The following is a 23,619-nucleotide window of genomic DNA, read 5'->3' as shown; positions in this document are numbered from 1 at the left end:
GGAGAATAATGGAGGAAATATGAAACAAGGTCAGGATAAGTCTGAATGGCGCGGGTTGCGGGAAATACCTCGCAAAGTTATGCCGACAGGCTCGCGGTGATGGTTATCCGCGCTTAAAGTGTGGTTTATCGATAAAATATAAACTACAATTTATGGAGCAGGCATGACATGGACTGTGCTTTTTAGCCCTGAATTTATGCAGTGGTATCAGCAGCAACGCCCTGAGTTGCAGGATAAAGCTATCGCGGAACTGGCGAAGCTTGAACAGTATGGTCCCCTGTTAGGCCGCCCCTGGACCGACCGGGTAAAAGGTTCGGCTTTTGTGAATATGAAAGAGCTGCGTTTTCTTTTTTCAGGCGCGCCTATCGACTGTTTTATGCATTCGACCCGCAGCGTCGGGCTGTGGTTTTGTGCGGTGGCGATAAATCGAATCAGAAGCGTTTTTACGAGACCTGCATTCGTCTTGCCGACGAGGCGTTTTCGCGCCATCTGCTTTCAGTGGAGAAAACAAAATGAAAACATTGCAGGATGTCATCGCGCAAATGCCGCCAGAACGGCGCAAGCGGGTAAAAAAGATGGCGGAAGAAAGCGTGCTGGAGGTTGAACTTCAACGGCTGCGTGAAACACTTGCTATCTCTCAGCAGCAGGTTGCGGAAATGATGGGCGTGACTCAGCCTGCGATCGCGGCCCTGGAGCAACGCGGCGTGGATATCAAACTCATTACGCTCAAACGCTATATTGAGGCGCTGGGCGGCAAACTTTCGCTTAAAGTGGAAATGAACGGGGAAACGTCGACGTTTCCCCTTTAAGCCTTAGCCAAACACCACCTGCGCCCAACGCGCGAGCCCGGCGGTAACCGAGCCGAAGTCGTCGCCGCCCATGATGGGAATGCCGGGCAACTGCTGCGCCAGCGCTGTTTTAATCAGCGGAGAACGGGCGCTGCCGCCGGTGAGATAAATCACATCCGGACGCTCGCGGTTCTCCTCCAGCGCCAGGGAAACCTGCTCAAGAATGCGCTGCAACGGCTGGGCAAGCGCGGCCTCCAGCGCTTCCTGGGTGATATCGGTTTGCAGCGCCTCGGCGATAAACGGCAGCATCGCGCGGGTCTCGCGGGCGCCGGAAAGGGCGATTTTGCTCTCTTCCGCCGCGCGCACCAGCCGGTAGCTCAGACGCTGACGCCAGACTTTTTGCAGCCGCGCCACCTTTTCGCTTTCCCGCGCGTCGCGCGCCAGGTCCGCCAGCAGGCGGCCATTGGCTGCGCTGTAAAAATCGCTCTGCGCCGGGACGTCGTTAATCGCGCAGGCGTTCCACCAGGGCAGCGCCGGCAGGGCGGTGCCTTTTTCCGTCAAGCCGCCAAGCCCCAGCAGCGGCATGAGCTGTTTGAACGCCAGCGCGATATCAAGATCGTTGCCGCCCACGCGACAGCCGCTGTGGCCAAGCAGGCTCGCCTCGCGGTCGCGGCGTCCACGCCACTGCGGGCCCATCAGCAATAAAGAGCAGTCGGTGGTGCCGCCGCCGATATCCACGACCAGCACGCGCTTCTCTTCTTTGAGCGTCGCTTCGAAATCAAGCCCGGCCGCCACCGGTTCAAACTGGAACACCACGTCGCGAAAGCCTGCGCGTTTCGCCGCGCGCTCCAGAATGCCCTGCGCCTGCGCGTTCGCTTCATCGCCGCCGAGCCCCTGGAAGTTAACCGGGCGGCCAATTACCGCCTGGTCTATCGCTTCCTGCGTCTGAGTTTGCGCCGTGTTGCGGATGTGCAGCATCATGGAGCAGACCAGGTCTTCAAACAGCGCCACCTGCTGCGGCTTCAGGCCGCTTGCGCCGAGGAAGGATTTCGGCGACTTGACGAACCAGACCTCTTCCGGGTCGACCATATAGTGCCCAAGCGCGTTCAGGCCAAACAGCACGCTGCCTGGCGTCACCTCAATATCTTCTTCGCGGTTGTAAGCGATGGCGCGTCTTAACAGCGCCTGCGTCTCTTTTTCCTGCGCGGCGACGCCGTGGTGGCGATAAAGCCATTCGCTGACGGCTTCGCGCGTCGGCGCGCTTATCATGGAAGGCAGAAGCGGCGAGCCGTTTTCCAGCGTCAGCAGCTGCGGCGAGCCCTCGCGCATCACCGCTACCGAACAGTTGGCGGTGCCGTAGTCAAAACCAATAAACATCGTTATCCCCATGCCGGTGAAGAAGGGGGGCGACTTTAGCCGAATGCGGCCTGCCGGGCAAACAGAATATGTGGGCAAGGCGAAAAGCGCGATTACCCATTATGCTAAGGAAATCATTAACAAAGGAGACGCCATGATAATCCTTAGCTATCAGCCGCCCTATGACTGGACGTGGATGTTCGCTTTTCTGGGTGACCGCGCCGTTGAAGGCGTAGAAACCGTCACGCCCGAGCGCTACCGCCGCACGCTCGCGATGGAAGGGCATCACGGATGGCTGACGCTGACGCCGCGTGCGGAAAATCATCAGCTGGAGGTGGAGATAAGCGAAGGGTTGCAGCCTGTCGTCGATAAGGTGGTTGAACGCGTGCGTCGGCTGCTGGATCTGGATATGAACCCGGCTATCGTTCACCAGACGCTGGGCGAACTGGCAAGCAACCGCCCCGGCCTGCGGTTGCCGGGCTGCATGGATGTGTTTGAGCAGGGCGTACGCGCCATTCTCGGTCAACTGGTCAGCGTCAAACAGGCGGCGCGGCTGACCGGCAAAGTGGTGGCGGCGTATGGCGCGCCGCTGGATGAGCAGGGAGAATGGCGGCTTTTTCCCACCGCCGCGCAGCTGGCGCTGGCCGACCCGCTGGTGCTGAAGGCGCTGGGGATGCCGCTTAAGCGCGCCGAGGCGCTTATTCATCTGGCCCGCGAATGCGAAGCGGGGCGCTTCCCCCTGACGCGGCCGACGGATGTAGAGCATGGGATGAAAGCGCTCATGCAAATGCCCGGCATAGGCCGCTGGACGGCGAACTATTTCGCGCTGCGCGGCTGGCAGGCGCCGGATGTTTTTCTGGCTGACGACTACGCCATCAAACAGCGCTTCGCCGGTATGACGCCTGCGCAAATTCGCCGTTATGCGCTGCGCTGGCAGCCGTGGCGCTCCTACGCGCTGCTGCATATCTGGTTTAGTTACGGCTGGCGGCCTGACGATCAGTTGATGGCGAAATAGCTGCTGTTGAGCAGCAGGCTGAGCGGCTGCCCTGGCGCCAGGGCGTCACCGTAAACCATGTCGACGCCGATGCCCGCCAGCGTCTCCATCATGACCGGATGGGCCACGGGGCCGGCGATGCAGGCGACCTTGAGCCGCCGCGCGTGGCCCAGCACGATGGTAGCCAGCATTTCGTCCATCAGATTGGTATGGACGTTCATCACCACTTCCGGATCGAGCATGACATAATCCGCAACGGCGCGGCTGATGTGGTTAAAGACCTCCAGGTCGCGGCCGACATGGCTCAGGATGATATGGCAACCCGCCTGGCGCAGCCTGTCGAGCTGGCGGCTGGTCATGAGCGGATCTTTTTCAAACGCGTCGCTATTGATGACCAGATGCAGCAGGCGAGGCGGGAAGGGACCGGCGTCGAGCAAATCCAGCAGTTCATCAACCAGACGCGGGCCGGTTATTCCCGCGGAGAGCGGCAGCGCGACGCCAAAGCCTTTGCGCGCCGCGTCGGCGGCGTGCTCGTTAAAGAAGTCGTGCAGTACGCGGCGATCGAGCGCATGCAACAGTTCCGTTTCGTTGATGGTGGAACGAAACGCCTGCTCTTCCACTACCGTGCCTTCGCTGGTCCACAGTCGGACTGAGAGCAGCAAAAAGCTGGTGCTTTCCGGTATGCGGGGCGATGCGACAGGGCGCGCGACTAACGCCATCGGGTTCTCTTTTATCATGCGCCACTGTTCATCGAGCGGCAGCGCTTCGCGGCTTTGCTGTAGCCGTTGCTGTTGCGGCTCATACAGCGTCACTACGCCGCGACCGTTATTTTTTGAGGCGTAGCAGGCGATATCCGCCTGCGACATCACTTCAGAGGCCTGATTATTGCTGGCGTCAATCATGGTAATCCCGGCGCTGGCGCCGATACGGTGCAGCCGGCCTTCCCAGATAAAATGGTAATCATTGACGGCGGCAATCAGGCGCTCGGAAATGGTGCGGGCGTTATCCACGCTGCAATCAGGCAACAGCAGGCCGAATTCATCGCCGCCAAGGCGCGCCAGCACATCGGTGGTGCGCAGCATGCCAAGCATCATTGAGGCAAGCTCGCGCAGCAGCGCGTCGCCCGCCGCGTGGCCGGCGGTATCATTAACCGCTTTAAAGCGATCGAGGTCGATAAACACCAGCGCGTGACGCTGATGGTTGTCATTTACGCTTTGCAACAAGCGCTTGAGGTGGTTTTCAAAGCTGACGCGGTTGGAGAGATGAGTCAGGGCGTCATGCGAGGCGTTATAGCTGAGCTGGCGCAGCATTTTGCGCGATTCAGTGACGTCATGGATAACCATTACCGAGCCGATATTCTGCCCGTCGAGCGTGCTGAGCGGCGTGATGGTGTAGTGGATGTCGTAAGCGCCGCCGCTGCGGCAGTGTAAAACGATATCCTGTTCAATGGCGCTGGTGCGGGATGAGTCGCCGCTGTGGATGTTATCAAGCAGCGGGCCGTTATCCCCCACCGTAATGCGCAGCACGTTTGCGAGCGGCTGACCCAGCGCCTGCTCCTGCGTCCAGCCGCTCATTTTTTCCGCCACCGGATTCATGAAGGTTACGTTCAGCTCCTGATCGGCGCAGATAACCCCCTCGCCAATGGAGTCGAGCGTAATGTGCAAACGCTCTTTTTCCTGAAACAACGCTTCGTTAAGCTGTTTTACTTCGGTCATGTCCATGTTGATGCCAAGCAGGCGTTCCACTTCGCCGTTTTTATTCAGCACGCGGTTGGCCAGGGCGCGGATATGACGAATACGGCCCTGAACCTGAATGCGAAATTCAAGCTTAAAGGGAATGCGGTTGCGCAGCGCTTCCTGAACGGTCTTCTCCGCAAGCGGCCTGTCTTCTTTAATGAGCCGTTCACGCCAGAGCTGCCAGGTCGGTTTGACATGCAGCGGCACGTCATAAAGCTCAAACATCCGTTTGTCCCAGGTAATCACGTCAGGACCCAGTTCCCACTCCCAGATGCCGATGCCGCCCGCTTCGTTGGCAAGGGTAATGCGCTCCATCAGACGCTTATTAACCCACTCGGTATGCTTGAGATCGGTAATATCCTCCACCTGGGCGATGAAGTAGAGCGGCGAGCCGTCGGTGTGGCGCACGACCGAAACCGCCAGCAGCGCCCAGACGATATCCCCATTGCTGGTGTAATACCGTTTTTCCAGAGAATAATTATTGATAATGCCCTGCGTGAGCTTGTCGAGTTGTTCGAGGTCGCCGTGCAAATCTTCCGGGTAGGTCAGCTGTTGAAAGGTCAGCGAGCGCAGTTGCTCCGGGGTGTAGCCGAGAAAACGGCACAGCGCTTTGTTGACTTGCAGCCACTGACCGTCTGTAGAGACCAGCGCCATGCCGATAGCGGAATACTCCATGGCGTTGCGAAAACGCGCTTCGCTTTCAGAAATATGCTTACGCTCTTCGCGAAAAGCGTACATCACCATCGTCATGATATTAGCTGGTAGCAAAATCATCAAAAAGGGCAACCAGGGCGCATTCGCCATCGCATTAGGCTTCGGCAACTGCACCAGCTCTGGTTGGGAGGCGAGCATAAAGGAAACCGCCATTACCGTTGCGAGAAAAACGACGAAGGCCTCAAGGCGCGGCAGCCGGAGAGCGCTCCACATCAGCAGCACGATAACGATGGTAAAAGGCCAGGGGAGATAATGCAGCGCGAACCAGCTCAGGAAAAGCGTAGCGGCGAGCGTGCCCAGCGTTTCCAGCAACAGGCGCGGGTCGCGATGGCGCAATAAATAGTGCGATTTATAAAGTAGCCCCAGCGGCACCAGCGACAGCGCGCCGATAGCTTCAGAAAGCACCCAGACGCAAAAGCTGCGCAGCGGGTCGGCCGGGTGAGTAAAGGCGAGTAACAGCAGGCCGCCGAGAAGCGGAGGAATAAGCGCGCTGCCAAGCGCCAGCCGCAGCCAGTTATTAAGATTCTGCAGAGGGTTGTAATAAGGCAGTAACTTTCGCAGCAAAACCGCGCCGACCAGCGCTTCGAACAGGTTAATAAAGGTATACCCCAGCAAGACATGCTGGACGGAAAAAAGCGCGATGGTCGCCGCTATGCTGCCGAGCGAACAGGCGACGGCGATGCCGGGCCACAGCCGCAGCGGGTGGCGATAAAACGCCACAATCATTAAGGACGTGGGAAACCACAGCGGCGCCAGCATCGTGCCGAGCAGCGTCAGCTCCAGCGAAAATAGCGTAAAAATAAAGGAAAGCAGCCCAAGCGTCAGGCAGCGCAACAGGGGCTGTGGCGTAGCAACTAAAGCGCGCTTATTCTTTTTATTGGTCATTACCGCATAATCCGCAAAAGCATTGCCGTCAGGAGCAAGGCCCGGACGCATCTTAAAAAGAGTTTTCGGTATGCTAGTACAAACAATTTACAATTCCTATGGCGCACGATCAGAAATTGCCTTTCCGCCGTCATAATTATTTCGTAGAGATTTATCTGCGCCTGCGACTTTTGGCTTATTGTTTTTTCAGCAGATTTTATGGCGCACCCAGACGCGATTAAGCTCTTGCTGGTATCACCACAGGGAAATCCCTATAATTGCGGCGTTTGACGCCCCCCGCGTCTCCCTTCCTTAACAATTAAGTAAACCAGGTCGCTAATTTATGACTGACAAGTCCCATCAATGCGTCATTATCGGTATCGCCGGCGCATCGGCTTCAGGTAAGAGTTTAATCGCCAGTACGCTCTATCGGGAGTTACGTGAACAGGTAGGTGATGAACACATTGGTGTAATTCCGGAAGACAGCTATTACAAAGATCAAAGTCATCTGTCGATGGAAGAAAGGGTTAAAACCAACTACGACCATCCAAGCGCGATGGACCACAATCTGCTGTTTCAACATCTGCAAATGCTGAAGGCGGGCAAGCCCATCGAGCTGCCGGTGTACAGCTATGTTGAACACACCCGCATGAAAGAAACCGTTCATATCGAGCCGAAAAAGGTCATTATTCTGGAAGGGATCCTGCTGTTGACCGACGCGCGCCTGCGTGAAGAGATGAACTTCTCTATTTTCGTCGATACGCCGCTTGATATCTGCCTGATGCGCCGCATCAAGCGCGACGTGAATGAGCGCGGCCGCTCAATGGACTCGGTGATGGCGCAGTATCAGAAAACGGTGCGCCCGATGTTCCTGCAGTTCATCGACCCTTCCAAACAGTATGCCGATATCATCGTGCCGCGCGGCGGAAAAAACCGCATCGCGATTGATATCCTGAAGGCTAAAATCAGCCAGTTTTTTGAATAACGCAGATTTTGCGTGTAACGTTCAAAGAGTTACCTCCGCTCCCGGCCTGCAGGCCGGGACAACAGCACAACAGGAGAGCGTGCGATGCGTCTTTGTGACCGAGATATTGAAGCCTGGCTTGATGAAGGCCGTTTGTCGATCACCCCGCGTCCACCGGTGGAGCGCATCAACGGCGCGACCGTGGATGTGCGCCTCGGCAATAAATTCCGTACTTTTAGCGGCCATACCGCCGCGTATATCGATCTCAGCGGACCGAAGGATGAAGTCAGCGCCGCGCTCGATCGCGTTATGAGCGACGAGATAGTTCTTAACGACGGCGAGGCGTTTTTCCTGCATCCGGGCGAACTGGCGCTGGCGGTAACGCTTGAATCCGTCACGCTGCCTGCAGATTTAGTCGGCTGGCTTGACGGGCGCTCATCGCTGGCGCGCCTGGGGTTGATGGTCCATGTGACCGCGCACCGAATCGACCCGGGCTGGCAGGGCTGCATCGTGCTTGAGTTTTATAACTCCGGCAAGCTGCCGCTGGCGCTGCGCCCCGGCATGGTTATCGGTGCGCTCAGCTTCGAGCCGCTTTCAGGCCCCGCCGCGCGGCCTTATAACCGCCGTCAGGATGCTAAATATCGCGATCAGCAGGGTGCGGTCGCCAGTCGAATTGATAAAGACTGAGCCTGTCGGCACAGTCAACTGAGGATGACATGAGACGACTTCTGACCGCGCTGATGATTCTGCTGGTGGTCTTTTTCGCCGGCCTTTCCGCGCTTGTTCTGCTGGTCAATCCTAACGATTTTCGCGCGTATATGGTTCGCCAGGTCGAGGCGCGCAGCGGCTATCAGCTCAAGCTCGACGGCCCGTTGCGCTGGCATGTATGGCCGCAGTTGAGCATTCTGTCCGGCCGCATGAGTCTTACCGCGCCGGGCGCGAGCGTGCCGATGGTGAGCGCCGACAATATGCGCCTTGACGTAGCGCTCCTGCCGCTGTTCTCGCATCGCTTAGAGGTGCGCCAGGTGATGCTGAAAGGCGCCGTGGTGCAACTGACTCCGCAAAGCGAAGAGCGCCACCCGCAAGGGGCGCCGGTTGGGCCGAAAGGCGGCGTGGCGCCGCAGGAAAGCGAGCGCGGCTGGTCGTTTGATATCTCTCGTCTGAAAGTGGCCGACAGCCTGCTGGTGTTCCAGCATGAAAACGATGAGCAGGTCACGGTGCGTAACCTTAACCTGCAAATGGAGCAGGATGAGAAAGATCAGGCGCAGCTTGAAATGAGCGCCAGGGTGAATCGCGATCAGCGCGATTTAACCTTCTCGCTAACGGCGCACCTGAACGCGGCGGACTATCCTCAGCGGCTGCTCGCCTCGGTTTCGCAGTTCAGCTGGCAGCTTCAGGGCGCCGATTTGCCGCGCCAGGGGATAAATGGCCAGGCGACGCTGCAGGCGCAGTGGCAGGAAGCGTCAAAAACCCTCTCTTTCTCGCAGCTTAATCTTAAAGCGAACGACAGCGCGCTGACAGGGCAGGGGAGCGTAGTGCTGGCGGATAAGCCGCAGTGGACGCTTGATTTGCAGTCTGATCGGCTTAATTTCGAAAACCTGCTGGTCTCTGACGCCGCCACCGATTCAGCCGCGCCCCAGCAGGGGCAGCAGCAGGCTTCGCTGCCGCGCCCTGTCGTCGCAAGCGAGGTGGAGGAAGCGCAGTATCATGAGCTGCGCGGTTTTACCGCCAGGGCCAATCTTCACGCCCGCGTAGTGCGCTGGCGCGGGCTCGAATTCACCAACGTTGGCGCCCAGCTTGCCAATGACGCGGGAATGTTGACGATTTCGCAACTGGAAGGCCATCTCGGCGACGGCAAACTTTCGCTGCCGGGCAGCCTGGACGCGCGAAACGACGAGCCGCACGCCGCGTTCAAAGCGCAGTTAGAGAACATTGAAGTCGGCTCCATTCTTAAAGCCTTTGATTACCCCATTGCGCTGACCGGCAAGCTTTCCCTGAATGGCGAGTTTGAAGGCGACAGAATTGATGCCAGAGCCTTCCGCGAGCGCTGGGTCGGCGACGCTTCCGTGATGATGAGTCACTCCCGGCTTGAAGGCATGAATTTCCAGCAGCTTATTCAGCAGGCGGTGGCCCGCAGCAACGGCGACGTAAAAGCGCAGCAGGATTACGATAACGCCACCACCCTTGAGCAGTTCAGCGCGGCGGCGACGCTGGATAACGGCGAGCTGACGCTTAACGATATGCAAGGGCGCTCGTCTTTGCTGACGCTTACGGGCGAAGGGGCGCTGGACCTGGTTCGCGAGCAGTGCGATACGCGCTTTAAGGTGCTGGTCAGCGGCGGCTGGCAGGGCAATGACAAGCTGATCGCCTGGCTGAAAGAGACGCCGGTGCCGCTGCGGGTTTACGGCCCCTGGCAGAAACTCAACTACAACCTTGAAGTTGACGACCTGCTGCGTAAGCGGCTGCAGGAAGAGGCTAAGCGTCGGCTGAACGGTTGGGTGGAACGCCATCAGGACAGCAGCAAAAGCAAGGATTTGAAGAAGCTGCTTGATAAACTCTGATAAAAAAACCGGGAGCCTGTCTCCCGGTTTTTCTTTTCTACACGTCGTAATTATGCTCCGGCTGCGCCAGCGGCGTGATATGCACCTTCTGCACCCGGTGGTTTTCTACCTGCACGGTTTTCAGCCGGTAGTCGCCCACCTGCACCTCTTCGCCTTCCTGCGGAACGCGCTGCAGGTATTCCATTATCAACCCGGCAAGCGTGTGGTAATCGCGCTTCTCCTCCAGCGGCAGCGGCACGTACTGGATAAGATCCTCCAGCGGCATGTGGCCGTTCGCCGTCCAGCTGCCGTCCGGGTTTTTCTGGATGTCATGCCGGTCGTCCAGGGTATCGACTTCATTTGGCAGGTTGCCGGCGATGGTTTCCATAACGTCGCTCAGCGTGACAACCCCCTGCACCGAGCCAAATTCGTCCACCACAAAAGCGAAGTGAGTACGCGCATTGCGAAACTGCTCCAGCGCCTGCAACAGCGGCAAGTACTCCGGAAAGACCAGCGGCTGGCGAATCAACGCGCGCAGGTCGAGCCGTTGTCCGTGTAGCGCCTGTTGCAGCAGGTCAATAATATGCACCACCCCCAGCAGGTCTTCCTCGCCGCCGGTCACGACCACGCGGGTATGCTGGTTTTTATCCAGCAAGGCGCGCACCTGCTCTTCGGGCGCGCTGAGGTCGATATGCTCAATATCGTGACGCGGCGTCATAATGCTGCCGACGCGCCGCTGGTTGAGGTGCAGCACGCGCGCAATCATCCGCCGCTCCTGCGGGTCGAACACCGGGGTGTTGTCATAATCGGCGATCAGGGATGAAGTGTGCGGGTCCAGATCCGCTTCCTCTTTATTGCCGCTCAACAGCCGCAGCACCGCTTCCGCCGTACGCTGGCGCAGGTTCTGGCTGGTGGCGGAAAGAAAGCGGCGGCGGTTAAAGATAGCAAGCTGGTTTAGCGCCTCGATAATTATCGAGAAGCCGATAGCGGCATAGAGGTAGCCTTTCGGAATGTGGTAGCCAAAGCCTTCGGCAATCAGGCTAAAGCCTATCATCAGCAAAAAGCTCAGGCAGAGGATAACTATCGTCGGGTGGCTGTTTACAAAGCGGGTAAGCGCCTTGCTGGCGAGCATCATCAGCGAGATGGCGATAACGACCGCCGCCATCATCACCGCAAGCTTATCCACCATGCCGACGGCGGTAATCACCGAATCCAGCGAGAAGATAGCGTCGAGAATGACGATTTGCGTAACCACCGCCCAGAATTTCGCGCCGCGCCGCTGCGTGGTTCCCTGCGCGTCTTTCCCCTCCAGCCTTTCGTTGAGCTCTACCGTCGCCTTAAACAGTAAGAAAAGCCCGCCGACGAGCATTATCAGGTCGCGGGCGCTAAACGCGTGGCTGTAAAGCGTAAAAAGCGGCGTTGTGAGCGTCACCAGCCAGGAGATAGAGGCGAGCAGCAGCAGCCGCATCCCCATTGCAAGCAGCAGGCCGGTGATACGGGCGCGGTCGCGCTGAGCGGGGGGAAGTTTCTCGGCGAGGATGGCGATAAACACCAGATTATCAATACCGAGCACCAGCTCGAGGACAATCAGCGTCACGAGCCCGGCCCAGATTGACGGATCGGCAATCCATTCCATAAAGGGTTATTTACCTGTGTTGTCTACAAATGTCTTTGATGATCATGGTTAAAGGCGCCCTGAAAAGCAATCACTACTGAGATTTATCTTATTATTTCGGGACGGCTGATTGTTTTGTCATTATTTAATCACTGATATGCCATGAACCCTTCATTATTATTTCATAGCGCTTTCTGATGGCTCCTTTTTTTTAAGAATTTCCGCATGTAGCACTTCATTAAATATTGGGGCTTTAATTTATCAATGCCATTTCGTCAAGATGAAGAAAATCCTAAAACCAGAGGGGTATTTACCGGGATTTTCTTAAAATGAATCGTTCCCGTCCGCATGCCTTGCCTGAAAGAGCAGGAACTGCAAAACTAACTTTCGATATTCATCAACGCCGCGCCGGCTATTCTTTTTCCGCACGCTTTGCGGGGCCGGATACTGCTGTTTTGCTGATGGTATTAATAAATAAGATTATTCTGGTTTAACTCATATTCTCTAAATTATCTGCGTTATTTCAGTGGGTTGGTTGCTGTAAGCCAAGGGCGGTAGCATGCCCGCGCCCGGAGATGAGCCGATAATTTTTCTGTCAACGATATGCGGTTTAATAAGCAATTTTAGGACTGATTCTGTTTATTAACTTCGCCCGCAGGCATCACTATTGCGGGCAGTGAAAAACAGGGTTGCTTATTTAAAACATCCTGGATAATAACTTTGCCTAAGTGATAAATATTCAATGATGAGATCCAGACTGAAACTGATGCCTTTATTGGTGTCTGTAACCTTGCTAGGTGGTTGCACCGTCTTTCCCGGTAGTAATATGTCCACAATGGGCAAAGATGTGATCAAACAACAGGATGCAGACTTTGACCTTGACCGGATGGTAAATGTTTATCCTCTTACGCCAAGGCTGGTTGAGCAATTAAGACCCCGGCCCAATGTCGCGCAGCCCAATATGTCATTGGATCAGGAAATCTCTAATTATCAGTATCGGGTAGGGCCGGGCGATGTGCTTAACGTCACCGTCTGGGATCACCCTGAACTGACCACGCCAGCGGGGCAGTACCGCAGCTCCAGCGACACCGGCAACTGGGTGCAGCCCGACGGCTCCATGTTCTACCCCTATATCGGTCGCGTCCATGTCGCGGGTAAAACCCTTTCGGAAATTCGTAGTGATATTACCGGCCGTTTAGCGCAATACATCGCTGACCCGCAGGTGGACGTTAATATCGCCGCGTTCCGTTCGCAGAAAGCCTATGTATCAGGCCAGGTACAGAAGTCGGGGCAGCAGGCTATCACCAACGTGCCGCTTACCGTTCTGGATGCGATTAACGCCGCAGGCGGTCTGACCGAAGACGCCGACTGGCGCAACGTCGTGCTTACCCATAACGGACGTGAAAACCGCATTTCCCTGCAGGCGCTGATGCAAAACGGCGATCTCAGCCAGAACCGCCTGCTTTATCCGGGCGATATCCTCTTCGTGCCGCGTAATGACGATCTCAAAGTGTTCGTGATGGGCGAAGTGAAGAAACAGAGCACGCTCAAGATGGACTTCAGCGGCATGACGCTGACCGAAGCGCTCGGCCAGGCGGAGGGCATCGACCTCAATACCTCCAACGCCAGCGGCATCTTTGTTATTCGTCCGCTCAAAGGCGAAGGGCAGCGCAACGGCAAGATTGCCAACATCTACCAGCTGGATATGTCGGATGCCACCTCGCTTGTGATGGCGACCGAGTTCCGCCTGCAGCCGTACGACGTGGTTTACGTCACAACCGCGCCGGTGGCCCGCTGGAACCGCCTTATCAACCAACTGCTGCCGACCATCAGTGGTGTTCGTTATATGACGGATACGGCAAGCGACGTTCACAACTGGTAACGGCCTATGTTTAACAAAATTCTTGTGGTGTGCGTGGGGAACATTTGCCGTTCCCCCACGGCGGAGCGCCTGCTTAAGCGCTACCAGCCGGAACTGACCGTCCACTCAGCGGGCCTCGGCGCGCTGGTGGGAAAGCCGGCCGATGCCAATGCGGTGAGCGTGGCGCAGGCTAACGATCTGTCGCTCGACGGGCATAGCGCCCGTCAGCTTACCGCTCAGATGTGCCGTGAATACGATCTGATCCTGACGATGGAGCGGCGGCATATTCATTCGCTGTGCGACATCGCGCCGGAAATGCGCGGCAAGGTCATGCTGTTTGGCCACTGGGATGGCGAGAGCGAAATTCCGGACCCTTACCGTAAAAGCCGCGAAGCGTTTGAAGCGGTCTATTCACTTCTCGATCGGTCGGCCCGCAAGTGGGCGCAGGCACTGAATACGCAGCAGGGATAACGATGACAGAGAAAGTAAGACATTCTGCCGCCTCGTCTGAGGGCAGTGACGAAATTGATATCGGGCGCCTTATCGGCACGGTGATTGAAGCGAAGTGGTGGGTGCTTGGCATCACCGCGCTGTTCGGCCTGCTGGCGCTTATCTATGTTTTATTCGCCACGCCTATTTACAGCGCCGACGCGCTGGTGCAGATAGAACAGGATGCCGGCAATTCGCTGGTACAGGATATCAACAGCGCGTTGACCAACAAGCCGCCCGCATCCGATGCGGAAATTCAGCTGATCCAGTCGCGCCTGGTGCTCGGCAAAACGGTGGACGATCTTGACCTTGATATCGCGGTTGAGAAAAACACCTTTCCCGTCTTCGGCGCCGGTTGGGATCGCCTGACAGGGCATGCCAATGACACGGTGAAGGTGACGACCTTCAACCTGCCAAAAGGCATGGCGCAGGATACGTTCACTCTGGAAGTGCTGGGGCCGCAGCAGTATCAGCTTACCAGCGATGCGGGCTTTAGCGCGCGCGGCACCGTAGGCCAGATGCTGTCGAAAGATGGCGTGCAGATGATGGTCAGCGCCATTCAGGCTGGCGAAGGCAGCGATTTTACCGTAACCAAATACTCCACGCTCGGCATGATTAATCAGCTGCAGGGCAACCTGACGGTGACGGAAAACGGTAAAGATACCGGCGTGCTGAGTCTGACCTTCACCGGCGAAGACCGCGATAAGATTCGCGACATTCTTAACAGCATTACCCGCAACTACCTTGAGCAGAACGTGCAGCGCAAGTCGGAAGAGGCGGCGAAGAGCCTGGCCTTCCTTGATAAACAGCTGCCGGAAGTGCGCGCGCGCCTGGATGATGCAGAGAACAAGCTTAACGCTTACCGCCAGGAAAAAGACTCGGTCGACCTGCCGCTTGAGGCCAAGTCGGTGCTGGATTCCATGGTTAACATTGACGCCCAGCTCAACGAGCTGACCTTTAAAGAGGCGGAAATCTCCAAGCTCTATACCAAGGCGCACCCGGCGTACCGCACGCTGCTGGAAAAACGTCAGGCGCTGGAAGATGAAAAGGCGAAGCTGAACAAGCGCGTGACCGCGATGCCGAAAACGCAGCAGGAGATTGTTCGCCTGACGCGTGATGTGGAATCGGGCCAGCAGGTTTACATGCAGCTGCTGAACAAACAGCAGGAGCTGAAAATTACCCAGGCGAGCACCGTGGGCGACGTGCGCATCGTCGACCCGGCTATCACCCAGCCGGGCATCGTGAAGCCGAAAAAAGCGCTGATAATCCTGGGCAGCCTGATTCTTGGCCTGCTGCTCTCGGTCGTGGTGGTGCTGCTGCGCTCGCTCTTTAACCGCGGCATTGAAAGCCCGCAGGCGCTGGAAGAGGCAGGTATCAATGTTTACGCCAGCATCCCGCTCTCTGAATGGCAAAAAGAGCGCGACAGCGTGAAAACCGTCAAAGGCGTTAAGCGTTACAAGCAAAGCCAACTGCTGGCGGTGGGCAACCCGACCGATCTGGCGGTTGAAGCGATCCGCAGCCTGCGCACCAGCCTGCACTTCGCCATGATGCAGGCGCGCAACAACGTGCTGATGCTGACCGGCGTAAGCCCTTCTATCGGTAAAACCTTCGTTTGCGCCAACCTGGCGGCGGTTATCAGTCAGACCAACAAGCGCGTGCTGCTCATCGACTGCGATATGCGCAAGGGATATACCCACGAGCTGCTCGGCACCACTAACGTCAACGGTCTTTCCGACGTGCTGGCAGGGCAGGGGGATATCTCCCGCTGCGCGCAGAAAACCTCTATCCCCGGCTTTGACCTGGTGCCGCGCGGGCAGATCCCGCCGAACCCGTCTGAACTGCTGATGAGCGAGCGTTTCGCTGAGCTGGTGAAGTGGGCGAGCAGCCAGTATGACATGGTGCTTATCGATACGCCGCCTATCCTCGCTGTCACCGACGCCGCCGTGGTGGGCCGCCATGCGGGCACCACGCTGATGGTGGCGCGCTACGCGGTCAACACCCTGAAAGAGGTGGAAACCAGCCTGAGCCGCTTCGAGCAGAACGGCATTCAGGTTAAAGGGGTGATTCTGAACTCCATTTTCCGCCGCGCGACCGGGTACCAGGATTACGGCTATTACGAGTACGAGTATAAGTCCGACCACAAATAACCCCCGATCGTCCCTGAACCCGCCCTCTCCCGCAAAGGGAGAGGGAAAAGCGCCTGCCCGGGAGAGGGGGAATACGACAAAGAGAACGCTTCTGGTTTACCTCCCTGAGCGAAGCCGGAAGTCAAAGGTAGTCGCCGCTAACGTGCATAACTTCCATCTGCATTCGGAGAAACAACAATGACCCGCACAGCGCGCCCATTAATTTCCATTTATATGCCGACATGGAATCGCCAACAGCTGGCCATCCGCGCCATCAATTCGGTGCTGCGCCAGGACTATGAGCATTGGGAGATGATCATAGTTGATGACTGTTCGTCCTCTTATGAACAACTGCAAAGCTTCGTGGAGGGGCTGAACGACCCTCGCGTGCGTTATACCCGCAATGATTACAACTCCGGCGCCTGCGCGGTGCGCAACCAGGCTATTTTGCAGGCGAAAGGGGAGTTTATTACCGGTATCGATGACGATGACGAGTGGATGCCGGATCGCCTTTCCACGTTTCTTGAGCATAAGCACCAGCTGGTCACCCATGCGTTTTTGTACGCTAACGACTATCTGTGCGAAGGGCAGGTCTATTCGCAGCCGGCCAGCCTGCCGCTCTATCCCAAATCGCCCTGGTCGCTGAAGCTTTTCTTCAAGCGCAATATCGTCGGCAACCAGGTTTTTACCTACGCCTGGCGTTTTAAAAGCTGCCTGTTCGATACGGAGCTTGCCGCCGCGCAGGATTACGACATCTTCCTGCGCATGGTGGTGGAATACGGCGAACCGTGGAAAGTGGAAGAGGCGACGCAAATCTTGCACGTAAACCACGGCGAGATGCAGATAACCAAATCGGCGAAAAAGTTTGCCGGCTATTTTCACTTCTACCGTAAACACAAAGATAAATTCGACCGTGCGAGCAAAAAGTATCAGCTCTTCACGCTCTACCAGATCCGCAACAAACGCATGACCTGGCGCACGCTGCTGACGCTGCTCTCCGTTCGCAATACCAAGCGACTGGCTGACGGACTGCGGGGGAAATAATGCTGCTTGAGGATCTACGCGCCAACTCATGGAATCTTCGCCCCTGCTGCATGGTGACCGCCTATCGCGTGGCCCATTTCTGTTCAGTCTGGCGCAAGAAAAACGTACTGAACAACCTCTGGGCGGTGCCGGTACTGCTGCTTTACCGTTTTGTTACGGAATGCCTGTTTGGTTATGAAATTCAGGCGGCCGCCACCATCGGGCGCCGCTTCACCATCCATCACGGCTACGCGGTGGTGATTAACAAAAACGTGGTGGCGGGCGACGATTTTGTTATCCGTCACGGCGTAACCATTGGCAACCGCGGCGCCGAAAACCTCGCCTGTCCGGTTATCGGCAATAACGTCGAACTGGGGGCGAATGTCGTCATGATTGGCGATATCACCATCGGCAATAACGTGACCGTTGGCGCAGGCAGCGTGGTGCTGGACAGCGTGCCGGACAACGCGCTGGTGGTAGGCGAAAAAGCGCGGGTAAAGGTAATCAAATGAACATTATGCAATTTAATGTTCGCCTCGCCGAGGGCGGGGCGGCGGGCGTGGCGCTGGATCTTCACCAGCGCGCGCTGCAAAAGGGACTGCGTTCTCGCTTTATCTACGGCTATGGCAAGGGCGGCAAAAAAAGCGTCAGCCATGACCGCTTCCCGCATGTTGAAAAACATACGCCGCGTTTAACGTCAGTCGCCAATATCGCGCTGTTTCGGCTTTTCAACCGCGACCTGTTCGGCAATCTCAACGGCCTTTATCGCCGTCTGACCCGTACCGAAGGACCGGTGGTGCTGCATTTTCATGTGCTGCACAGCTACTGGCTGAATCTGGAAGAGGTAGTGGATTTCTGCAAACGACTGAAAGCGCATAAAGCGGACGTCACGTTTGTCTGGACGCTGCATGACCACTGGAGCGTGACCGGCCGCTGCGCCTTTCTCGACGGCTGCGAAGGCTGGAAGAGCGGCTGTCGCAAATGTCCGACGCTCAGCAACTATCCGCCGGTAAAAATCGACCGCGCCCACAGCCTGGTGGAAGGCAAGCGCCAGCTCTTTCGTGACATGCTGGCCCTGGGCTGCCGCTTTATTTCGCCAAGCCAGCATGTGGCGGACGCGTTTAACGAACTCTACGGGGCAGGGCGTTGCCACATCATCAACAACGGCATCGACGTTGCCACCGAGGCGATTCTGGCGGAGCTGCCGCCGGTCCAGGCGGCGTCAGCCAGGCCGAAGATTGCCGTGGTGGCCCATGACCTGCGCTACGACGGAAAAACTAACCAGCGCCTGGTGCGTGAGCTGGTGGCGCTGGGGGATAAAGTGGAAGTGCATACCTTCGGCAAGTTTTCCCCCTTCGAAGGCGGCAACGTAATTAATCACGGCTTTCTGACCGACAAGCGCCAGTTGATGAGCGAGCTGAATCAGATGGACGCGCTGCTGTTTACCTCACGCGTGGATAACTACCCGCTCATTCTGTGCGAAGCGCTCTCTATTGGCGTGCCCGTTATCGCCACCCACAGCGACGCGGCCCGTGAAGTGCTGCATAAATCGGGCGGTAAAACCGTGGATGACGAGACCGCGCTGCGATTAGCGCAGCAGGGTAAGGCGCAAATCGCTCAGGCTGTCTTTAACGCCTCTCTTGAGGACTTTACCGCGCGCAGCCGGGCGGCATACAGCGGCGAACAGATGCTGGAGGAATATGTCTCGTTCTATCAGAGTCTGTAGCTATCTGCTGCTGCCGTTCATCTACCTCGTGGTGAACGTTAAGCTGCTGCAGCTCGGCGAAAGCTTCCCCATTACCGTTGTCACTTTCTTGCCGCTTATTTTGCTGCTGTACGTGGAAAAAATAAGCGTTAAGAAATTACTTATTGCACTGGGGATCGGGACCGGGCTGACGCTGTTTAACTTCGTTTTTGGCAAGTCGCTCGACGCCAGCAAGTATGTTACCTCGACGATGCTTTTTGTTTATATCGTCATCATTATTGGCATGACCTGGAGCATCCGCTTCAAAACCATCTCGCCGCGAAACTATCGTAAGATATTACGTTTATTTTACATCGTGGTGGGGATTATTGTGGCGCTCGCGGCGATGGAAATGGCTCAGATTATTCTCACTGGCGGCAGCAGCCTGATGGAGAATATTTCTAAATTTCTTATCTACAGCAATAGCTATGTACTGAATTTTATCAAGTTTGGCGGGCGGCGAACTACGGCGCTCTATTTTGAACCCGCCTTCTTCGCTCTGGCGTTAATCTCAATTTGGCTCAGTATCAAACAGTTTGGTATCAAAACACCGAAAACGGATGGTATGATTCTGTTGGGGATAATTTTATCCGGGTCGTTTTCAGGGGTAATGACGTTTATTCTCTTCTATCTGCTGGAATGGGCGTTTCAGTATCTCAACAAAAATGCGATCCGTAAAAAGTTGCCCCTGGCAATTATTTCACTGGCGGTGTTCATTGTCGGCGTTGTGTTTGCTTTTCCCTATATTGCGACGCGTCTCGGCGACCTCGGAACGGAAGGATCTTCCTCTTATTACCGAATTATCGGTCCGCTGGCGATGGTCGGGTATTCGCTGACAAACATCGATGGCGTTGTGCGTTTCGGTTCGCTTTATGAATATGTCGCATCATTCGGAATTTTTAACGGTGCGGACGTCGGTAAAACCATAGACAATGGGCTGTATCTGCTAATCATTTATTTTTCATGGTTCGCGGTTTTATTAACGTGCTGGTATATGTACCGGGTTGTGAAAATGATGCTTAACGCGTTTGGTAATAATCAGAATTTTCGCGTTCAGCTTTGGTTGTTCACGCCGGTATCGCTGTTCTTCACCGGTTCGATATTTAGCCCGGAATATGCGTTTTTAATAGTTTGTCCGTTTATTCTGCGTAAAGCGTTAAACATTACAGCTTCCTGATGAGGTCAGCCATGATGCTTTTGAGTGTAATTACTGTCGCCTGGCGCAATTACGAAGGGGTGGTGAAAACCTGGCAGTCGCTGGCCCATCTGGCGAAAGCCAAAGGGATTGAATTTGAATGGATTGTCGTCGATGGCGGCTCTAACGACGGTACTGAGGAATTTCTGAAAAATCTGCACGGCCAATATAATTTACGCTACGTTAGCGAAAAGGATAAAGGCATTTATGATGCCATGAATAAAGGCATCGCAATGGCTAAAGGCCGTTACGCTATTTTTCTGAATTCCGGCGACGTGTTTCATTCGGAAGTGGCGGAGGTCGCGCATCAACTCGCCGCTACGCCGACCACTGAACGCGCTATGTATATTGGCGACGCGCTGCTCGATTTTGGCGATGGCAATAAAGTGCGCCGCGGCGCGAAACATGGCTGGTATATTTATCACAGCCTGCCAGCCAGCCATCAGGCTATCTTCTTTCCGGTAGAAGGGCTGCGCAATTATCCTTATGACCTGCAATATAAAGTCTCATCCGATTACGCTTTAACCGCTCGTCTCTATAAAGCAGGCTATGGTTTTAAAAAATTAAAAGGTCTGGTTTCGGAATTTTCGATGGGCGGCGTGTCAACCTCGAATAATCTGGAATTATGCCGCGACGCCAGAAATGTTCAGCGCAAAATATTAGGCGTGCCCGGCTTCTGGGCGGAATTATCTTATTTATTGCGCCTGCGTACGACCGGCAAAGCCAAGGCGATGTATCACAAAGCATAACGCCTGAAGCATAAGGAAAAACTATGCAGGATTTAAGCGGATTCTCGGTGCCGAAAGGCTTCCGGGGCGGGCACCCTATTAAGGTTCAACTGTGGTGGGCGGTTCAGGCGACGTTATTTGCCTGGTCCCCGCAAGTGCTGTATCGCTGGCGCGCCTTTTTATTACGGCTTTTTGGCGCGCGAATCGGCAAAGGGGTGGTTATTCGCCCTTCGGTAAAAATAACGTACCCCTGGAAATTAACGCTTGGGGATTATGCCTGGGTCGGCGACGACGCCGTTTTATATACCCTTGGCGATATTACCATCGGAGCCAATTCGGTGGTTTCGCAGAAATGTTATCTCTGCACCGGCAGCCACGACTATATGTCAGACCATTTCGATATTAACGCCACGCCAATTGTGATTGGCGAGAAATGCTGGCTGGCGACAGATGTTTTTGTCGCCCCTGGCGTGACCATTGGCGACGGCACGGTTGTCGGCGCCAGAAGCAGCGTATTTAAGCCGCTGCCGGCGAATGTGATTTGTCGCGGCAACCCGGCGCACATCGTTCGCGAGCGGGTGGCGCAAACCTCCCCCCTGGATCCTCTCCATCAGGAGCGGAAGAAAGCGGCGGGCATGAATTAACGCGGCGGCGTCACGCCGCCAGATAAGAAAGATTTTCCCCTCTCCAGGCGAGAGGGCCTGAGTAAGGGGAACAGGCGACTGAACCCTGAATGATTAACGAGCCTGGTGGGCAGGCAAGGTCCGATTTAAACAGAGGAAATAGACATTATGAGTAAAGTTGCTCTCATTACCGGCGTAACCGGACAAGACGGCTCTTATCTGGCTGAGTTCCTGCTTGAGAAAGGCTATGAAGTACACGGCATCAAGCGTCGCGCCTCATCGTTCAACACCGAGCGCGTTGACCATATCTATCAGGATCCGCACGCCGCTAACCCGAAATTCCACCTGCATTACGGCGACCTGACTGATACGTCTAACCTGACCCGCATCCTGCAGGAAGTGCAGCCGGATGAAGTGTACAACCTGGGGGCAATGAGCCACGTAGCGGTCTCTTTTGAATCGCCGGAATACACCGCGGATGTAGACGCCATCGGCACCCTGCGCCTGCTGGAAGCCATCCGTTTCCTGGGTCTTGAGAAGAAAACGCGCTTCTACCAGGCCTCTACTTCTGAGCTGTATGGTCTGGTGCAGGAGATCCCGCAGAAAGAGACCACGCCGTTCTACCCGCGCTCCCCGTATGCGGTGGCCAAACTTTACGCTTACTGGATTACCGTCAACTACCGCGAATCCTACGGCATGTACGCCTGCAACGGCATCCTGTTCAACCACGAATCTCCGCGTCGCGGCGAGACGTTCGTTACCCGCAAAATCACCCGCGCAATCGCCAACATCGCCCAGGGCCTCGAGTCTTGCCTGCACCTTGGCAACATGGACTCCCTGCGTGACTGGGGCCATGCCAAAGACTACGTGAAAATGCAGTGGATGATGCTGCAGCAAGAGCAGCCGGAAGATTTCGTTATCGCCACCGGCGTGCAGTACTCCGTTCGCCAGTTTGTCGAAATGGCCGCCGCACAGCTTGGCATCAAACTGCGCTTTGAAGGCAAAGGCGTGGAAGAAAAAGGCATCGTGGTTTCTGTAACCGGCCATGACGCGCCGGGCGTAAAACCGGGCGACGTTATCGTTCAGGTTGACCCGCGCTACTTCCGTCCGGCTGAAGTGGAAACCCTGCTCGGCGACCCGACCAAAGCGCATGAAAAACTGGGCTGGAAACCGGAAATCACGCTGCAGGAGATGGTTTCTGAGATGGTAGCCAAAGATCTTGAAGCGGCCAAAAAACACTCGCTGCTCAAATCTCACGGCTACGAGGTGGCCATCGCGCTGGAGTCCTGAGGATGAAGAAACAACGTGTTTTTGTCGCCGGCCACCGTGGAATGGTGGGCTCGGCCATCGTCCGCCAGCTTGAGCAGCGCGACGACGTTGAACTGGTTCTTAAGGGGCGCGACGAGCTGAACCTGCTGGACAGCGCGGCGGTGGATGCTTTCTTCGCCGACGCGAAGCTCGATCAGGTTTACCTGGCGGCGGCGAAAGTGGGCGGCATTGTCGCTAACAACACTTACCCGGCGGATTTCATCTACGAGAACATGATGATTGAGAGCAACATTATTCACGCGGCGCATAAGCATGACGTGAATAAGCTGCTGTTCCTCGGTTCATCGTGCATCTATCCGAAGATGGCGAACCAGCCGATTAAAGAGAGCGAGCTGCTGCAGGGCACGCTTGAGCCGACCAACGAGCCTTACGCCATCGCCAAGATAGCGGGCATCAAGCTGTGCGAGTCCTACAACCGCCAGCATGGCCGCGATTATCGCTCCGTGATGCCGACCAACCTCTACGGGCCGAACGATAACTTCCACCCGAGCAACTCGCACGTGATCCCGGCACTGCTCAGACGCTTCCACGAGGCGACGCAGGAGAACGCGGCCGACGTGGTGGTCTGGGGCAGCGGCACGCCGATGCGCGAATTCCTGCATGTGGATGATATGGCGGCCGCCAGCATTCATGTGATGGAGCTGGCGCATGAGGTGTGGCTGGAAAATACCGAGCCGATGCTTTCTCACATCAACGTCGGCACTGGCGTGGACTGCACCATTCGCGAACTGGCGCAAACCATCGCCAAAGTGGTGGGCTACAAGGGCCGCGTGGTGTTCGACGCCTCGAAACCGGACGGCACGCCGCGCAAGCTGCTGGACGTGACGCGTTTGCACAGCCTGGGCTGGTATCACGAGATAACCCTGGAGGCGGGCCTCGCCAGCACTTACCAGTGGTTCCTTGAAAACCAGCACCGGTTCCGGGGGTAAG

At 56.2% G+C, this 23,619-nt stretch carries 21 protein-coding genes; 18 read left to right on the top strand and 3 right to left on the bottom strand.

What is annotated here, in order from left to right; all coding sequences use genetic code 11:
• Window positions 1-163 precede the first annotated feature (163 nt).
• Complete coding sequence (locus IEX01_RS18255; protein ID WP_505675733.1) at window positions 164-604, top strand: hypothetical protein; 441 nt, start codon at window positions 164-166, stop codon at window positions 602-604.
• Window positions 513-809 (top strand): helix-turn-helix domain-containing protein, encoded by a 297-nt coding sequence (locus IEX01_RS18250; RefSeq protein WP_188724297.1) that lies wholly within the window; start codon window positions 513-515, stop codon window positions 807-809. The genes IEX01_RS18255 and IEX01_RS18250 overlap by 92 nt, the downstream gene beginning before the upstream one ends.
• A gap of 3 nt (window positions 810-812) precedes the next feature.
• On the opposite strand, the gene yegD is transcribed toward IEX01_RS18250, so the two are convergent.
• On the bottom strand, window positions 813-2,165 hold the full coding sequence (yegD, locus tag IEX01_RS18245) for a molecular chaperone (protein WP_188724296.1): 1,353 nt from the start codon (window positions 2,163-2,165) through the stop codon (window positions 813-815).
• A gap of 133 nt (window positions 2,166-2,298) precedes the next feature.
• Here yegD and alkA point away from each other — a divergent pair, with 133 nt between their 5' ends.
• Complete coding sequence (gene alkA, locus IEX01_RS18240) at window positions 2,299-3,159, top strand: DNA-3-methyladenine glycosylase 2 (RefSeq protein WP_188724295.1); 861 nt, start codon at window positions 2,299-2,301, stop codon at window positions 3,157-3,159.
• Here alkA and IEX01_RS18235 read toward each other — a convergent pair.
• Complete coding sequence (locus IEX01_RS18235) at window positions 3,141-6,473, bottom strand: diguanylate cyclase (RefSeq protein ID WP_229701874.1); 3,333 nt, start codon at window positions 6,471-6,473, stop codon at window positions 3,141-3,143. The two genes, alkA and IEX01_RS18235, sit on opposite strands and share 19 nt — an antisense overlap.
• Window positions 6,474-6,795: 322 nt before the next feature.
• Here IEX01_RS18235 and udk point away from each other — a divergent pair, with 322 nt between their 5' ends.
• The 3 genes from udk to asmA all read left to right on the top strand — a co-directional run bounded on the left by udk (window position 6,796) and on the right by asmA (window position 9,977).
• On the top strand, window positions 6,796-7,437 hold the full coding sequence (gene udk, locus IEX01_RS18230) for a uridine kinase (protein WP_024559524.1): 642 nt from the start codon (window positions 6,796-6,798) through the stop codon (window positions 7,435-7,437).
• Between the two features lie 84 nt (window positions 7,438-7,521).
• A complete protein-coding gene (gene dcd, locus IEX01_RS18225; protein ID WP_024555765.1) occupies window positions 7,522-8,103 on the top strand; it encodes a dCTP deaminase in 582 nt (193 codons plus the stop codon).
• Window positions 8,104-8,132: 29 nt separating this feature from the next.
• Window positions 8,133-9,977, top strand: a complete 1,845-nt coding sequence (gene asmA, locus IEX01_RS18220) for an outer membrane assembly protein AsmA (protein ID WP_024561261.1) — start codon at window positions 8,133-8,135, stop codon at window positions 9,975-9,977.
• Between the two features lie 37 nt (window positions 9,978-10,014).
• Here asmA and IEX01_RS18215 read toward each other — a convergent pair whose 3' ends face one another.
• Window positions 10,015-11,592, bottom strand: coding sequence for a TerC family protein (locus IEX01_RS18215; protein WP_024555767.1), 1,578 nt, complete (start codon window positions 11,590-11,592; stop codon window positions 10,015-10,017).
• Between the two features lie 308 nt (window positions 11,593-11,900).
• On the opposite strand from IEX01_RS18215, the gene IEX01_RS18210 reads away from it, so the two are divergent.
• The 12 genes from IEX01_RS18210 (at window position 11,901) to fcl (ending at window position 23,618) form a co-directional block, all read left to right on the top strand.
• Window positions 11,901-12,065 carry a hypothetical protein gene (locus IEX01_RS18210; RefSeq protein WP_154663415.1) on the top strand — a complete coding sequence of 55 codons (165 nt, stop codon included), beginning with the start codon at window positions 11,901-11,903 and terminating at the stop codon, window positions 12,063-12,065.
• Window positions 12,066-12,313: 248 nt separating this feature from the next.
• Window positions 12,314-13,453 (top strand): polysaccharide export protein, encoded by a 1,140-nt coding sequence (locus IEX01_RS18205; protein ID WP_034881860.1) that lies wholly within the window; start codon window positions 12,314-12,316, stop codon window positions 13,451-13,453.
• 6 nt (window positions 13,454-13,459) lie between these two features.
• Entirely contained in the window at window positions 13,460-13,903 is a 444-nt protein-coding gene (gene wzb / locus IEX01_RS18200; RefSeq protein ID WP_024561259.1) for a low molecular weight protein-tyrosine-phosphatase Wzb, read from the top strand.
• Window positions 13,904-13,905: 2 nt separating this feature from the next.
• Window positions 13,906-16,068, top strand: coding sequence for a tyrosine-protein kinase Wzc (wzc, locus tag IEX01_RS18195; protein ID WP_035895342.1), 2,163 nt, complete (start codon window positions 13,906-13,908; stop codon window positions 16,066-16,068).
• A gap of 177 nt (window positions 16,069-16,245) precedes the next feature.
• Window positions 16,246-17,091 (top strand): colanic acid biosynthesis glycosyltransferase WcaA, encoded by an 846-nt coding sequence (gene wcaA / locus IEX01_RS18190; RefSeq protein WP_024555770.1) that lies wholly within the window; start codon window positions 16,246-16,248, stop codon window positions 17,089-17,091.
• A gap of 2 nt (window positions 17,092-17,093) precedes the next feature.
• On the top strand, window positions 17,094-17,582 hold the full coding sequence (gene wcaB, locus IEX01_RS18185) for a colanic acid biosynthesis acetyltransferase WcaB (protein ID WP_188724338.1): 489 nt from the start codon (window positions 17,094-17,096) through the stop codon (window positions 17,580-17,582).
• Window positions 17,579-18,796: a colanic acid biosynthesis glycosyltransferase WcaC gene (gene wcaC, locus IEX01_RS18180; protein WP_188724293.1), complete on the top strand. Its 1,218-nt coding sequence runs from the start codon at window positions 17,579-17,581 to the stop codon at window positions 18,794-18,796. Before wcaB ends, wcaC begins: the two co-directional genes overlap by 4 nt.
• Window positions 18,771-19,991: a colanic acid polymerase WcaD gene (gene wcaD / locus IEX01_RS18175; RefSeq protein WP_024555773.1), complete on the top strand. Its 1,221-nt coding sequence runs from the start codon at window positions 18,771-18,773 to the stop codon at window positions 19,989-19,991. The genes wcaC and wcaD overlap by 26 nt, the downstream gene beginning before the upstream one ends.
• A gap of 14 nt (window positions 19,992-20,005) precedes the next feature.
• Complete coding sequence (gene wcaE, locus IEX01_RS18170) at window positions 20,006-20,758, top strand: colanic acid biosynthesis glycosyltransferase WcaE (RefSeq protein ID WP_024555774.1); 753 nt, start codon at window positions 20,006-20,008, stop codon at window positions 20,756-20,758.
• Window positions 20,759-20,781: 23 nt separating this feature from the next.
• Window positions 20,782-21,381, top strand: a complete 600-nt coding sequence (gene wcaF, locus IEX01_RS18165; RefSeq protein WP_188724292.1) for a colanic acid biosynthesis acetyltransferase WcaF — start codon at window positions 20,782-20,784, stop codon at window positions 21,379-21,381.
• A 147-nt stretch (window positions 21,382-21,528) separates the two neighbouring features.
• A complete protein-coding gene (gene gmd / locus IEX01_RS18160) occupies window positions 21,529-22,650 on the top strand; it encodes a GDP-mannose 4,6-dehydratase (protein WP_024555776.1) in 1,122 nt (373 codons plus the stop codon).
• 2 nt (window positions 22,651-22,652) lie between these two features.
• Window positions 22,653-23,618 (top strand): GDP-L-fucose synthase, encoded by a 966-nt coding sequence (fcl, locus tag IEX01_RS18155; RefSeq protein WP_188724291.1) that lies wholly within the window; start codon window positions 22,653-22,655, stop codon window positions 23,616-23,618.
• Window position 23,619 lies beyond the last annotated feature (1 nt).

The sequence above is a fragment of the Franconibacter daqui genome (assembly GCF_014644275.1).
GTDB classification, from domain to species: Bacteria; Pseudomonadota; Gammaproteobacteria; order Enterobacterales; family Enterobacteriaceae; genus Franconibacter; species Franconibacter pulveris.
This window is presented reverse-complemented; position numbering and strand designations above follow the sequence as displayed.